The organism is Pseudomonas sp. Leaf48 (assembly GCF_001421885.1).
Taxonomy (GTDB): Bacteria; Pseudomonadota; Gammaproteobacteria; order Pseudomonadales; family Pseudomonadaceae; genus Aquipseudomonas.
The window spans coordinates 240,420-258,900 of the sequence record NZ_LMLH01000023.1; the positions used below are offsets into that span (position 1 = coordinate 240,420).

General features: G+C 59.4%; 15 protein-coding genes and 2 pseudogenes. 8 read left to right on the plus strand and 9 right to left on the minus strand.

Going from position 1 to position 18,481, the window contains the following annotated elements:
• Nucleotides 1-28: 28 nt before the first annotated feature.
• Nucleotides 29-589, plus strand: a complete 561-nt coding sequence (locus tag ASE98_RS15300) for a YSC84-related protein (RefSeq protein WP_060542177.1) — start codon at nucleotides 29-31, stop codon at nucleotides 587-589.
• An 82-nt stretch (nucleotides 590-671) separates the two neighbouring features.
• Here the strand turns inward: ASE98_RS15300 and ASE98_RS15305 are convergent, their stop codons facing one another.
• Complete coding sequence (locus ASE98_RS15305; RefSeq protein WP_060542178.1) at nucleotides 672-1,556, minus strand: LysR family transcriptional regulator; 885 nt, start codon at nucleotides 1,554-1,556, stop codon at nucleotides 672-674.
• 167 nt (nucleotides 1,557-1,723) lie between these two features.
• On the opposite strand from ASE98_RS15305, the gene ASE98_RS15310 reads away from it, so the two are divergent.
• Complete coding sequence (locus tag ASE98_RS15310) at nucleotides 1,724-3,079, plus strand: MFS transporter (protein ID WP_060542179.1); 1,356 nt, start codon at nucleotides 1,724-1,726, stop codon at nucleotides 3,077-3,079.
• A 15-nt stretch (nucleotides 3,080-3,094) separates the two neighbouring features.
• Nucleotides 3,095-3,550 carry a type II 3-dehydroquinate dehydratase gene (locus tag ASE98_RS15315; protein ID WP_060542180.1) on the plus strand — a complete coding sequence of 152 codons (456 nt, stop codon included), beginning with the start codon at nucleotides 3,095-3,097 and terminating at the stop codon, nucleotides 3,548-3,550.
• On the opposite strand, the gene ASE98_RS26620 is transcribed toward ASE98_RS15315, so the two are convergent.
• A complete protein-coding gene (locus ASE98_RS26620; RefSeq protein ID WP_156465512.1) occupies nucleotides 3,532-3,681 on the minus strand; it encodes a hypothetical protein in 150 nt (49 codons plus the stop codon). The genes ASE98_RS15315 and ASE98_RS26620 overlap by 19 nt on opposite strands.
• On the opposite strand from ASE98_RS26620, the gene ASE98_RS15320 reads away from it, so the two are divergent.
• The 5 genes and pseudogenes from ASE98_RS15320 (at nucleotide 3,680) to ASE98_RS27490 (ending at nucleotide 8,429) form a co-directional block, all read left to right on the plus strand.
• A complete protein-coding gene (locus ASE98_RS15320; RefSeq protein WP_156465513.1) occupies nucleotides 3,680-4,975 on the plus strand; it encodes an OprD family porin in 1,296 nt (431 codons plus the stop codon). The genes ASE98_RS26620 and ASE98_RS15320 overlap by 2 nt on opposite strands.
• Nucleotides 4,976-5,438: 463 nt before the next feature.
• Nucleotides 5,439-5,750: pseudogene (locus tag ASE98_RS27765) on the plus strand (PAS domain-containing protein); the annotation flags it as partial.
• Between the two features lie 279 nt (nucleotides 5,751-6,029).
• Nucleotides 6,030-7,004, plus strand: a pseudogene (locus ASE98_RS27770) (methyl-accepting chemotaxis protein); the annotation flags it as partial.
• Between the two features lie 596 nt (nucleotides 7,005-7,600).
• Nucleotides 7,601-7,867, plus strand: a complete 267-nt coding sequence (locus tag ASE98_RS15330; RefSeq protein ID WP_060542182.1) for a hypothetical protein — start codon at nucleotides 7,601-7,603, stop codon at nucleotides 7,865-7,867.
• A 439-nt stretch (nucleotides 7,868-8,306) separates the two neighbouring features.
• A complete protein-coding gene (locus ASE98_RS27490) occupies nucleotides 8,307-8,429 on the plus strand; it encodes a hypothetical protein (RefSeq protein WP_269084474.1) in 123 nt (40 codons plus the stop codon).
• A 128-nt stretch (nucleotides 8,430-8,557) separates the two neighbouring features.
• Here ASE98_RS27490 and ASE98_RS15335 read toward each other — a convergent pair whose 3' ends face one another.
• The 7 genes from ASE98_RS15335 to ASE98_RS15365 all read right to left on the minus strand — a co-directional run bounded on the left by ASE98_RS15335 (nucleotide 8,558) and on the right by ASE98_RS15365 (nucleotide 18,469).
• Nucleotides 8,558-9,325 (minus strand): NAD(P)H-dependent oxidoreductase, encoded by a 768-nt coding sequence (locus ASE98_RS15335; protein WP_082457554.1) that lies wholly within the window; start codon nucleotides 9,323-9,325, stop codon nucleotides 8,558-8,560.
• Entirely contained in the window at nucleotides 9,322-11,805 is a 2,484-nt protein-coding gene (locus tag ASE98_RS15340; RefSeq protein ID WP_060542183.1) for an efflux RND transporter permease subunit, read from the minus strand. Before ASE98_RS15340 ends, ASE98_RS15335 begins: the two co-directional genes overlap by 4 nt.
• Nucleotides 11,806-11,833: 28 nt before the next feature.
• On the minus strand, nucleotides 11,834-12,907 hold the full coding sequence (locus ASE98_RS15345) for a WD40/YVTN/BNR-like repeat-containing protein (protein ID WP_060542184.1): 1,074 nt from the start codon (nucleotides 12,905-12,907) through the stop codon (nucleotides 11,834-11,836).
• A gap of 102 nt (nucleotides 12,908-13,009) precedes the next feature.
• Nucleotides 13,010-14,368, minus strand: a complete 1,359-nt coding sequence (locus ASE98_RS15350) for a DUF1329 domain-containing protein (RefSeq protein WP_060542185.1) — start codon at nucleotides 14,366-14,368, stop codon at nucleotides 13,010-13,012.
• Between the two features lie 37 nt (nucleotides 14,369-14,405).
• Nucleotides 14,406-16,310, minus strand: a complete 1,905-nt coding sequence (locus ASE98_RS15355; RefSeq protein ID WP_060542186.1) for a DUF1302 domain-containing protein — start codon at nucleotides 16,308-16,310, stop codon at nucleotides 14,406-14,408.
• Nucleotides 16,311-16,540: 230 nt separating this feature from the next.
• Nucleotides 16,541-17,365 (minus strand): SDR family NAD(P)-dependent oxidoreductase, encoded by an 825-nt coding sequence (locus tag ASE98_RS15360; protein WP_060542187.1) that lies wholly within the window; start codon nucleotides 17,363-17,365, stop codon nucleotides 16,541-16,543.
• A 51-nt stretch (nucleotides 17,366-17,416) separates the two neighbouring features.
• Nucleotides 17,417-18,469, minus strand: a complete 1,053-nt coding sequence (locus ASE98_RS15365; RefSeq protein WP_060542188.1) for an AraC family transcriptional regulator — start codon at nucleotides 18,467-18,469, stop codon at nucleotides 17,417-17,419.
• Nucleotides 18,470-18,481: the final 12 nt, after the last annotated feature.

The window sequence follows — 18,481 nt, forward strand, 5'->3', positions numbered from 1 at the left end:
TCCACCGCTCCCCTATCGGAGTACGGAAATGAATCAATCAATGCGCTACTTCCTGTCGTTCTTCCTCGCCGCCGCAACATTGGCATCGGCCAGCCTCCTCAATACCGCCGGCGCGGCCACGGCCGAAGATCTGAATGCTGACTCCAAACAAGCCTTGCAAGGTCTCTTCAAAGCCAATCCAGCTGCTGAAAACATCGCACGCCAGGCCAAGGCAGTACTCGTCTTCCCGAAAATCATCAAGGCGGGCCTGGTATTCGGCGGCAGCTATGGTGAAGGCGTACTGATGAAAGGCACCCAGGTTGTCGATTATTACAACTCCGTCAGCGGATCCTGGGGTCTGCAGGCTGGCGCCCAGTCGTATGGCTATGCGGTTTTTCTGATGTCCGACAAAGCCGTGAAATACGTAGCTGAAACCAAGGGCTGGGAAATCGGTGTCGGGCCAACGGTTGTTGTAGTCGATGAAGGGGTGTCGAAGAATCTCTCCAGCTCGACGCTCAAAGAAGATGCGTACGCTTTCATCTTCGACCAGCAAGGGTTAATGGCCGGGGTCAGTATCGAAGGGACGAAAATCTCCCTGATCAAACGCTAGTACCTCCCGCCTGGCTGGGCATCGGACGAGTGATGGCGGCCGATGCCAGCGCCCTGCTACATCACTCTGTCCTTCACAGTCTTCATCCCCACCCGTGAGCCTCTTCGATAAAGTGCAGCACCGCGCTTGAACGCTCGTCGATCCTGGAAATCAGCGACAACTCACTGACCATCTCCGGTTGAGCCAAGGGTACAATGCGTATGCCCGGCATGCTCAGGCGTGTCATCGTTTCAGGCACGATGCTCAGACCAATGCCCGCTGCAACCAATCCGGGAATACTCATCAGCGACGGCACGTACATGATGTTCTTCGGATGCAATTGATTCTGGCGACAGGCCTGAAGCGTGTGCGAGGTCAGCCCGATACCCGAGGTGTCCTGCAGGAAAACGAACTTCTCGTGGCGCAACATCGCCAATTCTCCGGCAAAAGTTTCGGCCAGTTCATGGTTGTCCGGCATGAGCAGCACAAGATTGGATTGACTGAAATGATGGGTGCGCAAACGGTCTGGCAGGTGATCCTTGAATACCCGCGCGAAGGCCAGATCAAGCTTGTGGTCGAGCAGCATGTCGAACTGCGCACGAATACCGGCATCCACCAGCGTCACTTTGACTTCGGGAAAGGTGCTGAAGTAATGCCGGAGTAATTGCGGCAAATTGGCCTCGAACAACGCCGAGTGATAGCCGATGTTGATTTCGCCGACTTCCCCGCGCCGGGCACGCCGCGCGGCGGCGGTTGCCAGCTCGCTGGACTCGATGGACTGCCGCGCATGGGGCAGGAACGCCTCGCCGGCAGCGGTCAACGCCACTCCACGGTTTTCCCGCCGGAACAGCGCCAGCCCCAACTCGGATTCGAGCGTGCGCATCAATTGGCTCAGCGCCGGCTGCGCAATGCCCAGTTGCTCGGCGGCGCGGCTGAAGTGCTGCAGGTCGGCGGCTACCACAAAGGCTTTCAGGTGACGCAGTTCCATATTCCTCCACCCATAAGGCTGGCTTATCTATTTGTCTGGATTTCGATAATTATTCTGCAGGCAGTATCGGTTAACGTCTACTCACTTCGACGTTTCCTGCTGGCGCCCTAGCCCGGACTGGATCGTAGGGGCACCCCATAACCATAAAAAACATGACGAGCACCTCAATGAGCACAACCAGTCACGAGACTCCTGATTTGCGCATGCCTCGCAAAGCGGTGACCGCCGCGACCATTGGCACCGCCCTGGAATGGTTTGACTTCACCCTGTATGGCGCCGTGTCGGCGACCATTCTGCCCAAGCTGTTTTTCCCGGCGATGGAACCGACTGCCGGCCTGCTCGCTTCCCTGGCGACCTTCGGCGTGGGCCTTGCGGCACGGCCTTTGGGCGCCATTACCTGCGGTTACCTTGGCGATAAACTCGGGCGCCGCAACCTGATGCTGGCCACCGTGAGCATGATGGGCCTGGCGTCGGTATTGATGGGCTTATTGCCTACCTATGCTCAGGTTGGCATCCTGGCACCGATTCTTCTGGTACTGCTGCGCATCATCCAGGGCTTTGCTCTGGGTGGTGAGTCCACCGGGGCGCAACTGATGGCGCTGGAGCACGCAACCCCAGATCGTCGCGGGCGTTATTCGGGCATGCTCGGCTTGTGCTCACCACTGAGTCAGATATTGGCCAACGGCGTGTTGATGGGCCTGGCAGCGACACTCTCAAGCGAGCAGTTCGAAAGCTTCGGCTGGCGAATTCCGTTCCTCATGAGCTTTGTGCTGGTGATTGTCGCGATCTTCATTCGCCTGAAAGTCGATGAAACCCCGGCCTTCGTCGCCTTGAAAAAGACCCCGGTCAAGCAGGAAAAAAGCCCACTCAAATCCGCAGTCGGTGGCCACTACAAAACCATCCTGCGCCTGATGTTTTTCTTCTGCTCGCCCGCAGCACTGTTCTATCTGATCGTGATCTTCTCCCTCAGCTACCTGACCAAGCACCTGGGTTTCAGCCAGTCGACGGGCTTCATGTCGCTGATGGTGGCGAACATGTGTGCGATTTTCGGTGCGCTGGCCGGTGGTTATCTGTCCGACCGTTGGGGCCGTAAAAAGGCGCTGGCGTTTGGTTCGTGCATGACCTTGCTGATCCTGTTCGTCTACTTCCCGATCCTCAACACGATGAACGTCCCTGCCATCATGGCGATCATGGGGCTGTTCCTGGGCTTCACCCAGTTCCAGAGCGGCATTCAGCCGGTGGCATTCGCCGAAGCCTTCCCGACCCAGGTCCGTTACTCGGGCTCGGCGCTGGCCTACACCGGTGCGAACCTGGTCATCGGCGGCCCTATGCCAATGATCGCTGTGTACCTGATGAGCCAGTCGAACAACTCGCCGTGGCCTCTGGTGACCCTGTGCGCGGTGATCAACCTGATCTCGCTGGCAATGATCGTCATCGGTCCGGAAACCCGCGGCATCGACCTGAACGCTGTCGCCGAAGACGACGCGGTCGACACTCGCGCTTCAGCCATTCTTTCCAAATAACGCAGCAGGACGACCATGAACCGCACCGTCTTCATCCTCAACGGCCCTAATCTGAACCTGCTGGGTCGTCGTGAGCCGCACATTTACGGGCACACCACACTCGACCAGATTCGCCAGCAAAGTGAAAGGCTGGCCGAGGAACTTGACCTGGTATGCGACTTTCGCCAGACCAACCACGAAGGCGTGATGGTCGACTGGATTCAAGAGGCTTTCGAACAAGGCGCGGCACTGATCATCAACCCGGCCGGCTTTTCGTTTCACTCGATTCCGGTACTCGATGCCCTGAAGTTGCTCAGTACACCGCTGATTGAACTGCACCTGTCGAACATCCATGCCCGCGATGAACTGCATCGCCACTCGATCATGTCCGGCGCGGTCAATGCGGTGATTTGCGGCATGGGAGCCGATGGGTATCCCCTGGCAATCCGGGCCATTGATGACCTGTTGCGTCGTCAGTCAGCCAACAACTGATCCACCTCTTCTCCAGACGCTTGCACGGCGGTCTCTCGGCAAATTGTTGCCAGGGCCGCCTGCACCTGAAATTGCGTCGCCGGCTGCAAAACACTGCTGAAAAATAATAATTCACTGCGAGAAACCAACATGCGCCACACCCCTTTTCGCCGTAACGTGCCCGCACAATACTCATTGATCGGCCTGGCCCTGGCACTTGGTGCCGGCTCGACGACTGTTGTCCATGCCGACGAAAACAGCGGTTTCATCGAGGGCGCTACTGCCACCCTCAATCTGCGCAACGCCTACATCAATCGCAACTTCGTCAACCCCGCCTACCCGACCAGCGCTGCACCTCAGAACAAAGCAGAGGAATGGACGCAAAACTTTATCCTCGATGCCCGCTCCGGCTATACCCAGGGGCCGGTAGGTTTTGGCGTCGATGTACTGGGGCTTTATTCGCAAAAGCTCGACGGTGGCAAAGGCACCCGTGGCACCCAGCTGTTGCCGGTCCATGATGATGGGCGTCCGGCTGATGATTTTGGTCGGCTGGGGGTTGCCGCCAAGGCCAAGGTCTCAAAAACCGTGGTAAAAGTAGGCGAATTCGTCAGTGCACTGCCGATTCTGCGCTCCGACGACGGTCGTTCGTTGCCACAGACCTTCAGTGGTGCGCAGATTACCTCCCAGGAAATCGGCGGGCTGACTTTGTATGGTGGTCAGATCAGGCAGAACAGCCCACGCAATGACGCCAGCATGGAAGACATGTCCATGAACGGCAAAGCGGCGTTCACTTCCGACCGATTCAACTACGGCGGCGGTGAGTACACCTTCAACGAGAAGCGCACTACGGTCGGGCTCTGGTACGACGAGCTCCAGGACATCTACCAGCAACAGTACTTCAGCCTCAGCCACAGCCAGCCTGTAGGTGACTGGACGCTCGGCGCCAACATGGGCTACTTCATTGGCAAGGAAGACGGTGCCAGCCTGGCCGGTGACATGGACAACAAGACCGCTTTCGGTCTGTTCTCTGCAAAACTGGGCGGCAACACGTTTTATGTCGGCTTGCAAAAGCTCACCGGAGATACCGCGTGGATGCGCGTCAACGGTGCCAGCGGCGGTACCTTGGCCAACGACAGTTACAACTCCAGTTTCGATAACGCGCAGGAGCAGTCCTGGCAGGTTCGTCACGACTTCAACTTCGCAACCGTCGGTGTTCCCGGGCTGACGATGATGAACCGCTACTTGAGTGGCGATAACGTGCATATCGGTGCAATCACCGATGGCAAGGAATGGGGTCGCGAATCGGAGTTGGCCTATGTCGTTCAGTCCGGCGCCTTGAAGAACCTGAGCGTGAAGTGGCGCAACTCCAGCATTCGTCGGGACTTCAGCACCAATGAATTCGATGAAAACCGGATTTTCGTCAGCTACCCGATTTCGTTGTTGTAACGCCAGCCTTGTAAACCGGCTGCGACTCATCTGAATGGATGCGTACGCAGCCACGATTGTGCACCATGGACGCCAGTCCATTGCGAACCTCCCTTTCCTGGCCAACGGGCAGGGAGGATTCGTACTTGTGCGGCCAGTCGATCCACCTCTGACTTCGGTCGATCCCCCTACTCGCCCCCCACAGAAAATCTGCCCCGGCTGCACGCCTGGAAAATCTGTGTTTAACACACCGTTATTGTCATGGAATGAAAAGTATTTGTCGCTGAAAGCATGGCCATCTGCCATGTTTTTCGCGTAGAAACGATCGCCAGCAGTGTCGGTGACCAGCCGATTGGCGCGAGCCACTGTGTCATACAAGTACATGGGGAGGCTGTAGCACAGCGTACTTGTTGGATGCCTTGCGCCATGGTTCCGAATTACATGCTCTGACTCATACTAATAATTCCAAGAGGAATCGCACTCTATGCGTGTGAATTTGCCCGTAACCGAGCATGAAAGAATATTTCCCGCCGACCAACGATTGATCTCCACCACTGACCTCGATAGCCGCATCACTTATTGCAATGATGCCTTTGTTGCCATCAGCGGTTTCACCTACGACGAATTGATCGGCCAGCCCCATAACATGGTTCGCCACCCCGATATGCCACCGGGGGTCTTCATTCACATGTGGCACACCATCAAGCAAGGCAAACCCTGGATGGGCATTGTCAAAAATCGCGCGAAAAATGGTGACTTCTATTGGGTCAGTGCCTACGTCACGCCCATCTATGAAAACGGTCGCATGAGTGGTTACGAGTCGGTTCGCTCGGTACCCAGCCGCGACCAGGTGCGTCGCGCAGCAGCACTTTATGCAAGGATGCGCGCCGGTAAGCCGATCGTTTCGCTGAGCGCGCGCATTCTTCGCCCGTTGCAACACGGCTGGCCATTACTGATGGCAGCCGGTATTTCTCTGTCGGCCTATCAGTGGCTACCAAAAACAGCGGCCCAAGGGGCCCTGGTGGCGAGTCTGTTTATCGCCTGGTATTTGATCGAGTCCCGACAACGCAGAGCCATCGAGCGCACTCTGGCCGAACATCCGAAAGCGTTTTCCGACCCGTTGGTCGCGCTCACTTATAGCGACAACCACGGTCCCCAGGGGCGACTGGATATGGCCATGCTCAGTGAGGAAGCTCGCTTGCAGACCGCCTTGAGCCGACTTGTCGATGCCGGGATCAATGTAAAGGCCAAGGCCGCACAGTCATCGGAACTCTCAGGTTCCCAAGCCCAGGCCCTTGATCGCCAGCGCAGTGAGACGGATCAGTCTGCCGCTGCCATCTCGCAGATGGCGGCAACGAACCAGCAAGTCACGCAGAACGTGGTCAGCACTGCCCATGCCGCGTCCGAAGCCGACCAGTTGACTCGCGACGGCAGTGAGCTGGCCCGGCAAAGTCTGCTCGCCATGGCAACGATGAAAGACGCGGTCAACGAAATCGGCGAGGCGGTCAACGCATTGGCCAGCGAGACGCAGTCGATCGGCAGTGTCGTGGACGTCATCACCTCGATTGCCGAACAAACCAACCTGCTGGCGCTCAACGCGGCGATCGAGGCGGCCCGGGCAGGCGAGCAAGGTCGGGGATTTGCCGTGGTTGCCGATGAGGTACGCTCACTGGCACAACGCACGCGCACATCCACCGAGCAGATCCACGGCATCATCGCCTCGCTGCATGTCGGTGCCGAACGGGCAGTCACGACCGCCAGCCGGGGTGAGCAGATTTCCCGCGACAGCATGCAGCGTGTCGAGGCGGTGCAGTCAGCCCTGGTGGGAATCAGCCAGGCCGTGAGCCGCATCACCGACATGAGCCAGCAAATGGCGTCGGCTTCCGAAGAGCAAAGCCACGTGACTGAAGATATCAATCAACAGATCACGCGAATTGCGCAACTGTGTGACGACAGCGCCGCACAGGCCAAGCAAGGCGCCGCCATCAGCCAGGATCTGGAAGCCATGGCCGAGTACCTGCACAGCCTCGCTGAACGCTTTAACCGCTAGCCATCAACGCCTGTTGCCCAGTCGGGCAACAGGCATCTATCGGCCACGGCATATCCACCGCCTGCCTCCTCCATTGGGACCTTTACGTTGCACGAGTCGCAGCAGCGCTGACGCTTGCCTGCGTGGCAACACACTCATCCGTGCAATGGATTGCGGAACGCAATTGCGCGCGTTGGTGTCAGCTGTATTAAGACACCCCTGTGTCGCAAGCCAATCGAAACGGAGAGGTGATGCCATGAACAATATTATCTACATCGTCGGTGCTGTAGTGATTGTCCTGTTTATCCTGTCATTTATCGGTTTTGCATAAACCCGGCTTTGAGCACCTGCGCTGGATCACCAGGCGGGTGCTGACCGCTTTTTTCTCAGGCGCCAGAACAGGCAACTGAAAAATGGTGGACGGGTAAATTGCGAATTAACGGCAGAGGAGTTCCCTCTGACTCACAACGCCCCATGGCGCAGCGAAGCGGTTTGTAGCGTCGTTATCCCCTCCTTTCATCGCTTACCCCAGGCCTCCCGCATGTTGGCCCAAGGCTTGCGTTAGCCCATCTCACAATACAACCGCAGTGGCCCGGCCGGTGGTGGAGGCATTCAAGATGGAGGAAGAAAATGTGGCACTTGTCATGATTGCGTTGGCAGCGACACTCATGAATTTGACGGTGCTGACAACAGCCAACTCCATCGCCTTACCGGCAACCAACGCGCCTGTCCAGAGCACGCCTGCACGCCTTCAATTGCTGGCAGATCTGGGGGCCACGCCAATGCCCGTCATGACGATCGTACTGTTGGTTATCGGGAGTCTGGTGACCGCAACGGAGTTCATGTCGCGCATTGACTTGCTGTTGATCCTGGCCACTGTCTAGAAAATCTGTAGACCGCTTTTAGTTGTAATCCCCGACATTGGGGTAATGCTTTCACTTAAGCGGGTAGCACACTTTGTGGCGAGGGGGCTTGTCGGACCGCCGCACCACCCCGCTGGGCCGCGAAGCGTCCCCAAAACCTGCCACCGAGGTGTATCAGGTATACCGCGTGTAGTGGTTTTACGACTGCTCCGCAGCCGAACGGGGCGGTGCGGCGGTCCGACAAGCCCCCTCGCCACAAGAGTGTGCCCCAGCTTAAGTGAGCAGCATTACCAACATTGGGGGCTTTGCCCGTACCAAGTGGTTTTTTGCCAAACGCTGTTTTTCCAATAATGCGTTGCACTCAACCGCTTTGAATCAATGGCCGCCGTTCCACCCGTAAACCAGGCCCATACCTGCGCTTGCATGCAATGTCGGCAACTTGATCAAGAAAGGAACTTGCATGCCACCTCTAGACAGTGTCCCCGGTTTCCACCGTCCGACCTTCAGTTGCAATGAACTTGCCCAAGGCGTTCTGTTGCCCCTCGGAGTTCCTGAAGTACACCTGGAGCCGGGCACTGAATGACATCGTGCAGAGCGTTGACGTGCCGGTGATACTGCTTCACGTTTCGACCGCCCAGGGCTTCGCCTGGGGGGTGTGCGCCGCCGATATCATCGATGACGCGGTGTATTCGGCGATGGGCGCGGCGATCCTCAAGGCTGAACAGGCGGCTTATCGGCGCCTGTCAGCTGGGGGGGTATGCAGCCGGATTGACGGTACGGGTGCAGAGGATAAAGCTGATCATCGAACTGACTTAAGCGTGGATGCACCATGGGTTCATCCGCATTTATGTTCTCTAGCCGCCGGCGATAACCGAGCAAAAATTCCTGTCGGGCTTCAGCACTGATGTACGGAACATGCCAGGCGACAAATGGCTGCAGCACCTCAAGTCCGACATAACCCAGAGTCCCGCGCAAGAGCGGGCGCAGCATGTCTTCCAGAGGACCATGAATGGCATCCTCGCCGAACATGTGTTCACGCCCGCCCAACGTCACGCTCACCAGTGCCTTTTTGCCGCTCAGGCCACCTTGATCGTAGAAACGTTTGCCGCCGTAGCAGATGCCGGATACCAGGACCCGGTCAATCCAGCCCTTGAGGATGGCCGGTGTCGAGAACCAGTAGATCGGAAAATTGAGAATCAGCAGGTCTGCCCACAGCAGCTTGTCGAGCTCTTGCTGGATATCGGCGGCGAGCGTCTGCTCTTTGCTGCTGCGGCGTTGTTCGAGCGCGTAGACCAGGTACTCGGGGTTCTCCCGGATGCAAAAGTCCCGGGCACTCGCCACCGGGTTCCAGCTCATCGCATACAGGTCGGACACCCTGACCTGATGTCCTTGCGCTTGCAATGTCTCAACCGCTTGGTCACGCAGGGCAGCGGTAAACGATTGTGGCTCGGGATGAGCGTGTACGATCAAAACGTTCATTGTGATTCCTGGACTTTCAAGTGGTTTGATTCACGGACACGTCCATTCACTCGTGCGCCGTGGAGGAGGAAGTACGACAGCGCCGGAATCAGCAACAAGGCGCCAAGCATGTTCCACAGAAACATGAAGGTCAGCAGGATGCCCATGTCGGCCTGGAACTTGATCGGCGACCAGGCCCAGCAGATGACCCCGGCCGCCAGGGTAATCCCGACCAGTCCCACGACCCGCCCGGTGAACGCCACGGCGTTGCGGTAAGCGTCTGACAGCGACAGGCCCTGACGCTGGTATTGCAGTTGCACGCTGAGCAGATACAAGGCGTAGTCCACGCCGATGCCGACGCCCAGGGCAATCACTGGCAGGGTCGCCACCTTCACGCCGATGCCCATGGCCACCATCAAGGCCTCGCAGAGAATCGAGGTCAGTACCAGCGGCAACATCGCCACAAGCGTCGCCCGCCAGTTGCGGAAGGTGATCAGGCAAAACAGGGTCACGGCCAGGTAGATGTACAGCAGCATCGTGCGGTTGGCCTCGCGCACCACGATATTGGTCGCCGCCTCGATCCCGGCATTGCCGGCAGCCAGCAGGAACTGGCGATCTTCGCTGCTGTTTTCCCGGGCAAACCGGTCCGCGATGGCGACCACGGCGTCGAGTGTCTCGGCCTTGTGATCCTTGAGGTAGGCAATCACCGGCATCAGCGAACAGTCGGTGTTGAACAGCTCCGGGGCGTTGACCGAGGCCTGTTGCGCCGCGTAGTTGAGCACGTTCTGGTTGCGCTGGATGTTGTTCAGCTTGGGATTGCCTTCGTAGGTACCGGCGGTGATCTGCCGTACCGCGTTGACCAGCGACACCGTGGTCTGTACCCCGGGATGCTGCTGCAGCTCCCAGGCCAGGCGGTCGGCCAACACCAGCGTCTGATAGTTCAGGCAGCCTTCCGGCGCGGTCTTGATCATCACCGCAAACTGATCGCTGGACAGTGCGTAATGGCTGGTGATGTAGGCGTTGTCGCGATTGTAACGCGAGTCGGCGCGCAGCTCCGGCGCACCGCTGTCGAGGTCGCCGATCTTAAGCTGCAGGCTGACCATGAAGCCGCCGACACCCAGCAACACCGCCACCAGCAGAGTGCCGGTCGCCCACTTGCGCGTGGTGAAACGGTCGAGCAGGTCCCACAGTTTGCCAAAGCCACGATGCCCGGCGGCGCGGGTGTCGATCTTCAGCGCGCGCTCGGCGGCTTTGCGCCCGACGCCGATGTAGGACAACGCCACCGGCATCAGCAGCAGGGAAGTGAAAATCAGCACGGCGACACCAATGCTGGCGGTGATCGCCAGGTCCTGGATCACCGGGATGTCGATCAGCATCAACACGGCAAAACCCACCGCATCGGCGAGCAAGGCGGTGACGCCGGCAACGAACAGACGGCGGAAGGTGTAACGCGCGGCGATCAGTTTGTTGGTGCCACGGGCGATGTCCTGCATGATGCCGTTCATCTTCTGCGCCGCATGGGACACGCCGATGGCGAAGATCAGGAACGGCACCAGTACCGAGTACGGGTCGATGGCATAACCCAGCCAGGCGACAATGCCCAGTTGCCAGATCACTGCGATCAGCGAGCAGCCGACCACCAGCAAGGTGCTGCGTACACAGCGTGTGTAGGCGTAGATGATAAGCAACGAGGTGAACACCGCCAGACCGAAGAACATCATCACCTGAATGAGCCCGTCGATCAGGTCACCCATCAGCTTGGCGAAGCCAATCACCCTCACCTTGTACTTGCCGGTGCCCTCCTCCCCGGCCTTGTGCTGGGCGCCGCCGGCGAACTCGATCTTGTCGCGCAAGCGCTGTTCAAGCAGACGGGAGAAGTCGTGGTAGTTGATGCTCTGGCCGGTGGCCGAGGTTTTGTCCAGCAGCGGCACGATGAGCATGCTCGATTTGAAGTCGCTGGCCACCAGGCTGCCGACCATACCGGCGCGGTTGATGTTCTGGCGCAGTTGTTCGATGTCCGCTGCACTGCCCTGGTAGGCATCCGGCATCACCGGGCCGCCCTGGAAGCCTTGCTCGGTGACTTCGGTCCAGCGTACAGCCGGACTCCACAGCGACTTCATCCAGGCACGGTCGACGCCCTGCATGAGGAACAGTTCGTCGTTGACCTGCTTGAGGACCGTCAGGTAATCCGGATCGAAAATATCGCCCTGGGTGTTTTCCACCACCACGCGTACAGAGTTGCCCAGCCCGCGCAGCGACTGACGATGCTCAAGGTAGTTCTGGATGTATGGCTGGCTCTGCGGAATCATCTTTTCGAAGCTGGGACGCAGTTCCAGCCGGGTCACGGCCATGTAACCCAGCACCACGGTCGCCAGCGCCATGATCAGCATGAACCACGGGCGATGGTTGAACACCAGTCGTTCCAGCCGATTGCCGGAGCGTTGGTCAAAGTCCAGCAGTTCGCGGATCACCGGCATGGTGTCTTGCTTCATATTGCCCATGTCTGGGTACTCGCTCTTATTCTTATCGTTATTCGACGGACAGCGTGCGTACACCGCGACCGCCAACCAATACCAGCGCGCCATTGGTGGCCAGGGTGGCACCGGCCACCGGTGTCTGCTGGGCCTGTGGCATCAGTTGCAGCGGCGCGTTGCCGCCTGGGCTCATGAGCATGTGCCCAGCCTGGGTGAAAAGCCGGAAGTGGCCATCGGCGTCCAGCGTCGCGGCGGTGAGGATGACCTGCATATCGCTGTCGAGCCGGGCCCAGTTGAGGCCACCATCAGTGCTGCGGAACACATGCCCGCGCAGACCATAGGCAATCACTTCGCCAGGCTTGCCGACCACACCGAAAAAGCTGCCTTGATAAGGGGTTTGCAGTGCCATGAAACGCTGCCCGGCCTCGTCCCATTTGAGCAGCAAGCCTTGTTCGCCCGCGATATACAACGCATCACCTGTGGAGGCGATGGCATTGAGGTGCAACCCCTGTGGGTTCTCGGTTCGGTCCTGATACGGCGTCCAGCTCTGACCGCCGTCTTCGGTGCGCAGGATCAGATTGAACACGCCCACTGCATAACCGAGCTTTTCGTTGGCGAACCAGACGTCGAGCAGCGGCTTGTCCGCGCCCTCCTCGCTCAGCCGCTGGCCATCGGCGGCCAGCGCGGCCCATTGTTCGTTCCCCGGCTCGGCATTGGCCAAGGCGGTGTAGTGTTTGAGCATCAGCGCGCCGATCTGGCGGCCGTCCAGCTGCTTGGTCCAGGTCGCTCCGGCATCGCTGCTGTGTAATATCACGCCGTCATTGCCGACCGCCCAGCCCTGGGTTGCCGTAGGAAAATTCACCGCCGTGAGATCGGAGCTGACCGGCACTGTGGCCTGCCGCCAGTTCTGCCCGGCGTCATCGGAATAAAGAATGTGACCGCGCTGTCCCACCGAGACCAGGCGTTGCCCGGCATGGGCAACGCCCAGCAAGGGACTGCGCACCGCCAGAGCACTGGATTGGGCCGGCAGGTCCAGCACGTCGACGTAGGTCGATGCCTGCACTGCTCCCTGCAGCAACGCCAGCGTCCCCAGCACCAGTAATGCCATTTTCTTGTGACAGGAGCCCATATGGCGCCCTCATGAAAAAAGGCGCCGGTGTGTACACGAGTACAACCCGGCGCAAAAAACTGCGCGGTCAGTGATCAGCGATCGGCAGTAGCGGAGACGTCGTTAACGGATACCGGCACCCGCCAGGGATTCCGGCGTCCACTGGGTCTTGCTCAGCGCTTCGCTGTACTTGATGCCACCGTATGGGCCGGGAAAACCGACGGCGCTGTAAGTCCCGCCGATCAGGTCGTAGCTCAGGTAAGGCGAGGCATCCGGTACCTGTTGGTCATAGCTTTGGCTGAGGAAGGTGTAAACGCCCCGGTACAGTTGGCCGTTCGCATCGTATTGGTCGGATGCCAGAGCCACCCAGCTGTCCTCATCCAGGTAGAAGCGGCGCTTGGCGTAGATGTGGCGAGCGCCCGGCTTGAGGGTCGCCTCAACCACCCAGACGCGGTGTTTTTCCCAGCGAACGAACTCGGGAGCCAGGTGATTGGGCGTCATCATCGGCTTCAAATCTTTCTGATACGTCACACGGTAGGTGTTGTACGGAACGATCATTTCCTGCTTGCCAACCAGCTTCCAGTCATAGCGGTCCAGCGCACCGTTGAAGACGAAAGAATCGTCCCAGGTGGAAGCGCCGGCACTGCCCGGGTTAGGCGTGTCGTACGCCAGGCTCGGCGCCAGCTTCACGCGGCGCTGCCCCGGCAGGTATTGCCAGCCACGGCGCGGTTGCTCCAGCGGGTTCACCGCATCGCGCAACAGTACGGCCTCACCGGCACGGCGGGCGGGACCTGTGAAAGCCAGCTTGATCTGGTAATAGGTGTCCGAGGCCGCGAGGGGTTTGGACAGGTCGTCATAGGCGGCATAGTTGATCTGCGCCACGCCGGTCGTGGCCAGGCTGGAGACACCAGCGGAGTCGACGTTCCAGTTGTCATACTTGGTCTGGAGGTTGACGCCCTGGTAGCGCAGCAAGTGGTTCCAGATGGCCTCGGCGCCTGTCTTCGGGATCGGAAATGGAATGCCTGGCAGCGCATTCTCGATGGAATTGCCACCGTTGGTGGACCGAGTCGCCGTGGCATTTTTTACCGTGTTATCCAACACGCCCGACGGCAGCGCAGCCGTACGATGCGTCGGGTACACCTCGATTTTGAAAGTGGGGTATCGCTTGGCCAGCTCAGCGGTCACGGCAGTCAACTGGCCCTTGTACTGGTCGACGTTCTTGCCATCGATCACCAGCAGCGGTTTCTCTGCTGCGAACGGATCGGGACGTCCTTTGTCGCCCGCCTTGAAGCCGGCCGGCGGGGTGGTCAAGCCGCCCGCGTAGGCTGGAATTGAACCGTCGGCGTTACCGGCTTTCTCGGCGCCGATCTGGGTCAACTGATTACCCAGTTTGGCGGCTTCATTGGCGTCGACAGCGGCGTGGGATGGCCCGGCAAGGGCCAGGGCCAGGGAGGCAGCCATCAGGGTATAGGCGAATTTCATTTTATTGTTCTCCTGCATGCGCGTGGCAATGGGTGAATCAGAAGGTGGTTTTGAGCGTCAGGTAGACAGCACCGCGATCTTCCGTGGCACCGGAGCCGGAGGCAGACGCCAGACCGCCTGCGTAACAGGTGTAGCGCTGCGTGCCATCCAGAGCATTGGGGGTGGAACCATCGTTTGCACCGTCGTCGCAGTCGGTGGTTTTGCCAAAGGCGTCGACGTACTTGAGGTCGACGTAGTACTGGTTGTAGATCGCAGCGCTGACACCGACGGCGTAGTTGCCGGCATCTTCCGCACCACCGGCTACCACAGGGGACACGCCATCGATGCCGACGTTGACCGACATCGGTGCGCTCAGGTCGACACCGGGAAACACCTGGTACCAGGTCGGCGTGAAGTTGACAGCCACACCCCAGTTGTCCCGCGTCGGTTTGTCGATACCGCGATAGGTGTCCTCGCCCTTGTAGAGCGCCTCGTTTTTGCTATCCAGGCTCAGCAGATTGCTGTAGTACAACTCACCCAGCAGGGTGGCTGAATCAAACAGCGGCGTGTCGGCGATCGAGACCAGACCGTTGATGGTCCAGTGCAGCGTGTCGCCGGTGGCGGCCAGGCTGTCGCCGTCGCGTGGCACATCGGTGATCACGCCGGTGCCCGGACTGCGCGCCGGGAGCAAGCCAAGACCTGCCTGCAATCCGCCAGGACCGGCTGCGCTGATGATTGCCGGAATACTGGCCAGCGGCATGTTATGGCGAATGTTCAAATCACTGCCGACACTGACGCCGCCGACTTCCTTGGACAGGCTCAGGCCGTAGATGTCGATGTCGTCGCCATAGGCAAACTCATAGGTGGCCGTGCTGATCGAATTACGCAGCCCTGCCACGCCACCCACACTGGTCAGGCCTCGCGTGTCGAGGACCGCTTGCGGGAGAATGTCCGAGGTTTTGCGGTAGTAAGCGCCCAGGGTTCCGTCCAGCCACTCGGGCGACCATTTGAGCATCAGGCCAAAATCACCCTGATTGTCCGGGGTGTAGTCATCGCCGCGGCGCACAGTGGTCAAGGTGCCGTTCGGCCCCGCCAGTCCCGCACCGCCTGTATGTCCCAGCAGGAACGACTGAGCACCGAAGCCCACTACGTCAGAACCGCTGTAGAAAGTACCGGCCTCAGGCAAGCGTGCACCCTCCCAGTCCAGGAAATACTGGGCACCCAGGGTCAGTTCCGGGTTGAGGGTCAAGGTCGTTGAGATCTGGTTGCGTGGCACAAACAGTTCCTTGGCTTCGGTACCCGGCGACGCCGCCGCCTTGGCCAGGTCGAGGGCCGCTTGGCCATAGCTCAACGAATGCACCGGATTGAGTACCGTCTCGCCCCAGAACACGTTGTGCTGGCCAGCCTTGATACCCAGCAGGGTCTCGTCGCCAATCTGCGTGTTGTAGAACACGAAGGCATCGAGGACTTCACCCGACGGCCCGTTGTAATAACGCTGGGCATAGTTGCTCAGGTGCGGGCTGCCAAAAATGGCTGGCGCCGCCGGACGCCCGCCGAACCCGGAAATCGATGAATACTCGTCGTTGCCGTTTACGAACGGGTTGGAGTTCGAGCCGGTGTTCTCATAAGCCTTGTCGTACCAACTCGCGGTACTGACACGAAAGCCCATCGTGTTCTGGTAGACCACATCCAGTTCAGACAGCAGGTCGACGCGGTTGGTGATATTGGTGCCGGCCTTGCGGAAGTTGTAATCACCGTCGTTGCTGTTGGGCGTATCCAGGATACGTTTGTCGGCACTTTCCGTACGCACGCCATAGTTGTACTTGACGGTGTTGTCGAAGCGCACGGACCAGTCTTCGCTGCCAGTGTCAAACTCGAAAGCGTGGGTGGTCGGCAGGCTCGAGGCCAGGATAGCCGTGGCGAGCAGTTGACGGCGCGCGCACAGGAGATTGCGACTCTTCATCGGGTGATACACCTTTATTGTTTTTGTGTTGTGGCTTGCCGTCAGACATGGCGGGCGGGCTCCAGCCTTGCAGTTGACGACGGGTAATCGGGGTTCATGCTACGGATGGGCAAGCGCTAGTCCCGGAACTCACTCTACGAGGAGTGCCTTGAGCAGGATTGACTTGGCGGGGCATCGATTTGACATTTCGGGACGGTCGACCGGAGGCCCGACCGGCCCTCCCGAAAACCTTAAATGTAGGTGCCGCCACTGGCGTTGACGATCGAGCCGACCAGGTAGCACTCATCAGAAGCCAGGTGGGAAACCAGCGCCGCGTATTCCTCACCCTTGCCCAACCGCCCCAGCGGCAGGACCTGTTTGAACACGCTCAGTTGCTCAGGTGATTGTTGACCGAGGTAGTGCTCGAAGGCCGGGGTGAGTACGCCACCGGGACAAATGGCATTGACCTGCACATTGGCGCCGGCCACCTCGTAGGCCACCGCGCGGGTGAAGGCAACGACTGCGCCTTTGGCCGCGGAGTAGTGAGGGCTGTGCGCGCCCATGGAGGAAATACCGGCAATACTGGCGATGTTGATGATCTTGCCGTAGGCCTGGGGCTCCATGCGCTGCAAGGCCGCCCGGGTGCAATAGAACACGCCGTCGACGTTCACCGCCCAGAAGCGCTTCCATTGCGCATCGTCCATGTGGCGAGTGATCTCCAGCGACTGTCGGGGCAGCGGCTGGGTCACCAGCGCGTAGTGGCGCTTGCGTCGTTCGTCATCATGGGGTTTGTCCGGCACCAGCGCGGCATTGTTGACGAGGATGTGCAGCGTGCCGAAACGCGCGTCGATCTGCTCGAACATGGCGTTTACTTCAGCGCTCGACGAGACGTCGCAGCGCAGCGCCAGGCACTGCGCGCCAAGGTCCTCGAGCATGGCACGGGTGGTTTCAAGCGTCTGTTCGTTGATGTCGCAAATAACCACATTGGCGCCTTCGCCAGCCATGCGCAGGGCAATGGCCTGGCCTAACCCGCCTGCGCCACCGGTAACCAAGGCAACTCGATCTTTCAACTTCATTGAAGAACACTCCGTCTTGATGGAAAACGGAGTGTCGCTCAGCCACGCACATCAGCCTTGACATGGCGGGACAAGGGCCTGTCCACCAGGCGGATCGCCGGCAGCCTGTTTGCTGCGGTTTCGCCATTCCCGTGGCGAACAACCGAATTCAGCGCAAAACCAGCGAGTGAATGAAGTCGCCGCCGCGTAACCGATCATCATGCCCACACGCTGCAGGGAGTAGTTCCTGTTTTCCATGTAACGCAACGCCAGCTCGCGACGCACAGCGTTGAGCAAAGCGGAAAATGTCAGGCCCGCCTCGTCGAGCTCACGCTGCAGGGTTCGCACGCTGACGGCTTGTGCGTAGGCCACCTGGTGGATAGTGGCACGCCCGACCGGCATCAACAGATAGATCGCCTTGCGCACATCGAAAACCACCGATTGTTCGTTGGCGCCAGTCATCGATTCCATGAACTGCCGCGCATAGCCGACCATCGCCGGATCCGCCTGCGGATTGGGTTGATCAATATCCTCTTTACTGCAGACGATGCCATCGAACTCGGCGTCGAACACTACCCGGCAACGAAAGAATCGCGTGTGTTCCTTCTGGCTTGCCGGCGCTTGATGGGTGAAGTGCACACTCTGCGGATTCCACTGGCTGCCCATCACGGATTTACACGTGCGGTGCAGGATTCCAATCGCCAGCTCGGTGGCTTGACGCTTGGCGACGCCCTCCTGCGCCATGACCTCCTCGCGGATCACTACCAGCTTGCCCAGCGTTTCCAGGTTCATCGCCAGTGTGCGATTGAGCAAGTGCCGGTACTCGATACTGGTGATCAACAAGTCGCGCAACGTGCGCTGGTGACTGAGCAGCAAACTGGCGACGCCGATATCCGACATGCGCCGGGCTTGTGCCATGCGCAGGCCAAAGGTCGGGCACGATGAATGCTCCGCGGAGCTCTCCAGCAGCTTCAGCGCCGCCTCCAGCGGCAGCAGGAATTCCGGGTCGTTGAGCATGCCTGGCACCAGGCCCACGCCACGCAGCATCTCGCCCGGATTGAGGCCAAGACTCTGCGCCACCTCCATGTAGTGCTTGAGCGTTGCAGCCCTTACGAATGCTCCCATCGCCTCACTTCT